This window comes from Flavobacterium sp. T50_26, assembly GCF_057652995.1.
Genome location: NZ_JBYFCC010000048.1, coordinates 1 through 4,502, shown reverse-complemented (window position 1 = coordinate 4,502; position 4,502 = coordinate 1). Strand labels below are relative to the sequence as shown.

At 38.4% G+C, this 4,502-nt stretch carries 1 protein-coding gene; it reads left to right on the top strand.

The genetic code is table 11. The features are described 5' to 3' along the window. Positions 1-390: 390 nt before the first annotated feature. Positions 391-4,502 (top strand): GEVED domain-containing protein (locus AC23MC_RS16350; protein ID WP_487569391.1); only part of this gene is annotated, 4,112 nt, incomplete at its 3' end.

Sequence of the window (4,502 nt, the reverse complement as noted above, 5' to 3'; positions counted from 1 at the left end):
CAATTTGGAGATCGTTATCCATCTGGAGTTTACAACGTGATTGTAACCCAAGGAGAAGAGACCAAAACGGTACGCGTGGTGAAACAATAAAGAGAAAGTGGCTGAGGAACTAAGGTTCTGAGGTACTGAGTTTATAGATAGAAACTCCTCAAGAAATTGGGGAGTTTTTTTATGAATTCTTATTTTGAAGGCATTATAATGTCAATATAGCAATCTAAAGCATGCATTTTGTCGATGATTTTAGATTTTAAACGATTTGGTAACATTGAATTAACATTTAGACAAGTATTCTCTTAACTTTAAGTATTAATTTAATTTTATTAACAATTTATGAATTCAAACTACAATTTTTTGAGCACGCGATTGGGGTCGCTGTTCAATCGTAAGAAATTGGAAAAAAGTGAACATGAACGTTCGTTTTCCTCCAATTTTCTTTCGTTAACATGGCTATCGTCATTGGCTTTGGTGCTGTCTTTATTGATGGGGCAAGGAGTAATGGCACAAGTGTCTACATACACTTTTTCTCAGACTGCCGGAACATATGCACCGATAACTGGTGGAACGGTAGCTGCTTCAGGAGCGGGTCTGGACGACACTATTATAAGTGTTACTTTACCAACGTCTTTTAACTACAACAATGCATCTATAACCACCGTTGGTTTTAGTCCAAATGGATATCTCATAATGGGCAATACTACAACACATGGTTATGTTCCCATCAGCAGTTCAGCGACCTCTAATGGAATAATCGCTGCACTTGGAATGGATTTAGTTGCAAATAGTGCAAGTTCAGAATTGCGTTGGCAACAAATTGGTGATGAAATAATATTTCAATGGAATGAATTTAGAAGATATTTAGCCACGCCAGAGAGCATTAGTTTTCAAATTAGATTAAACACTGTAACGAAAGCTATATCAATTGTATATAATGCTCCAACTACAGTGGTTGCTAGTCAAGACAGAATTCCACAAGTTGGGCTTAGAGGTACTACCAATTCAGATTTTAATGCAAGGAGATTGACTAATTCTGTGCCTGATGCTTCTCCTGCTTGGAACGATACAGCAGCTGCTTCTTCAAACGCTCATAGTGTACGTTTTACAAATACATCTCCTGCGGCTTTTCCAACAGCTGGTCTAACGTTTACTTGGACACCTTTAGTTTTAAGTCCATGTGTCACTCCAAGTGCATCGCCAACAGGATTGTCGTTTAGCTCTGTTACTACCACTTCTCTGAATGGTTCATTTACTGCAGCCTCACCCGCTCCTAGTAAATATTTAGTGGTAAGAAGTACAAGTGCAACAGCACCAACACCTTCTAATGGAACAGTTTATACAGTTGGTTCAACTGCATTAGGAGCAGGTACTAATGTGAGACTAGCTAGCAATGCTACTACATTTTCTGATAGTGGTTTAACAGCAGGAACCCAATACTATTATCATGTTTTTTCATATAATGATTTGTGCACTGGTGAACCTTTTTATGGAACAACCGCATTAAGTGCGTCACAAAACACAAATTGTGCTACAGGAACTACTTTAGGTTCAAATACAATTACCCAAAACTCTGCCACTATTACATGGACAGGTTCCGGAAATTATATTGTTGAATATGGTCTTTCAGGATTCACACCAGGTACGGGAGCAACAGCAGGTACTGGTGGAACTATTGCATCAAGTACTGCAACTTCACCTTATGCATTAGTGGGATTATCGCCTTCATTAACTTACCAAGTTTATGTAAGACAGGTTTGTCCATTAGGTGGATACAGTGCAAATTCTTTTTCTACTTCTTTAACCACAGCTTGTGCATCTATTGCAGTATTTCCGAGTACATTTGATTTTGCAACTTATTTACCATCAGTTTGTTGGAAAGAAGGAGATTCAGGTAATTTAATTGCTGGTCCATCTTCTATAGGTGCTTCTGTAAGTGATTGGGCTTCTGATGGTTTCTTAAATGTTGGAAGTGCGGGAGCTGCCAAAATGAATATTGATGCCGCAACTGGTTCAGAATGGTTGATTACACCATTTTATAGTATTCCGGCAACAGGTCATAGAGTGAAGTATAGTGTTGGTGCAACGCAATGGGGTGAAATCACTGCACTAACTACACCTTGGGAGGCTGATGATTTTGTAGAGTTTTTAGTTTCTACATCAAATACAAATTGGACAGTATTAAAAACTTATAACAGCTCAAATGTACCATCACATCTAGGTCAAATTGATGATGTAGATTTATCGGCATACAGTGGACAAACGGTTCAGTTTGCTTTTCGTGCGTTTGAAGGAGCATCAAATGGAGATGCCGATATAGATTTCTTTATCGATAATTTTATTATTGAAGAAATACCTGTTTTACCTCCCAATTGTGCTACTGCTTTTTTTCCAGCCGATGACGCAACAAATGTTTCTCGAAATGTAACATTATCATGGGCTCCAACAACAGGTTCGCCAACTTCGTATGATGTTTATTTTTACTATGGTGGAATTATTCCTCCTTCTTTTCAAAATGTAACTACAACTTCATTTACAGTTCCAATCACATTAAGTTCAAATACTGAATACTCTTGGCAGGTTATTCCAAAGAATGCTAATGGTGATGCTGTAGGTTGTTCATTAATATCATTTACTACCGGTTTAGATTTTACTTATTGTGAGTCAACCTATTCCTCAGGTGCAGGCACAACAGATGGTGTTGTAAATGTTACTTTGGGAACATTAAATAATAATTCTACCCAAAATGCGGTCTCTCCTTATTATACTTTTTATGATGCTCTAACTGTTCCCACAATTCAACAGGGTAGCACAGCATCCGTGTCTGTAACTTTTGGTTCAGATGGAAATCAGTATGCAGGAGCTTGGATTGATTTTAATAAAAATGGTTCTTTCGAAGCGTCTGAAGGAGTTGTTTCAACTGTAAATGCAGGAGCTAATGGAACTACTACTTTAGTGTTTAATGTACCGATGGATGCACAACTCGGAAATACTCGAATGCGAGTAAGAGGAGGAAACGATAGTGCATTAACTACAACTCAAGCTTGTGGAGTATCTTCTAGTGGATTTGGTGAAACAGAAGATTACATTGTTACTATACTTGCCATGCCAACCGATACACCAGATTACGTTAATCTCCAATTTCCAAACTCTGCTACTATATCAGCTGGCGAATCTGCCACTGTTTATGCACGTGTTTACGAAGGAGGTTTAACCGATACAACTTCTGGTCAAGCTCCTGGTATTGAAGCTTGGATAGGAATTAGTCCGATTGGAGCAGATGCATCTTCTAACCCGAATACATGGACAACTTGGGTTCCAGCTACTTTTAACGTTGAAACAGACGGAAACAATAATGACGAATACCAAGCCACTATTGGAAGTACACTTCCGGTTGGAACGTATCGTTATGCTTCTCGTTTTAGATTAAATGGAGGTCCTTATGTTTATGGAGGATTTCCTTTTAACGCTTGGAACGGAACAGACAGTAATAGTGGAGAATTAATTATTAATCCAAACCCAACACAATGTGCTGTTATTGGTGCTCCCGCTAATGCGGCTACAAACGTTACAAGAGGTACTGTTGCATTATCATGGACTGCTCCAACCAGTGGTCCTGCTCCAACAGCCTATAAAGTGTATTTTGGAACTACTTCAGGAAGTTTGACTTTAATGACAACCACACCTAATCTATCATACAATGCTTCTGCTCCTAATTATAGTACTACTTACTTTTGGAGAGTTGTGCCAACTTCGGTTATTGGGGGTGGTGATGCTGTGGGTTGTAATGAATGGAGTTTTACTACACAAGCTGATCCATTTGCACCGTATTGTTCTGTGATTAATTATGGAACTAATAATAGTCAAGTTGAACCAATTACTTTAGTAAATTTTGCCGGAATAAATAACTCTTCTGCAGCTACACTTGATATTGCTTCATTAGAGAATTTTATATCCATTTCAGGAAATGTTACTACTGAAAATACGTATGCTATGACCTTAAAAGGGAATACAGATGGTGATTTTACCAATTATTTCAGAGTATTTATTGACTGGAACCAAGATGGTGATTTCAACGATGCTGGAGAATCTATTGCAGCAGGATCTATTTTTGAGTCAACAGGCTTAGACGCTATTCAAGCAGTAACCAATATCACTATTCCAGGTAATGCTTTAGCCGGATCAACCAGAATGCGTATTAAAAAATTGTTTGCAACTTCTACTCCTTCGTCATGGGATGCCTGTACAGGAAACGGATTTGGTCAAACGGAAGATTATACATTAAATGTAACTTTATGTACACCAACAACTTGGTATGCTGATACAGACGAAGACGGTTTTGGTGATGATGCCGTGACTGTTCAAGCTTGTTTCCAACCAGTTGGTTACATTGCTATTGGCGGCGATTGCGACGATACTGACGAAACCATCAACCCTGGAGCCACAGAAATCTGTTACGACGGAATTGATCAAAACTGTAATGGTAATTTAAATGACGGATGTCCTGTTGT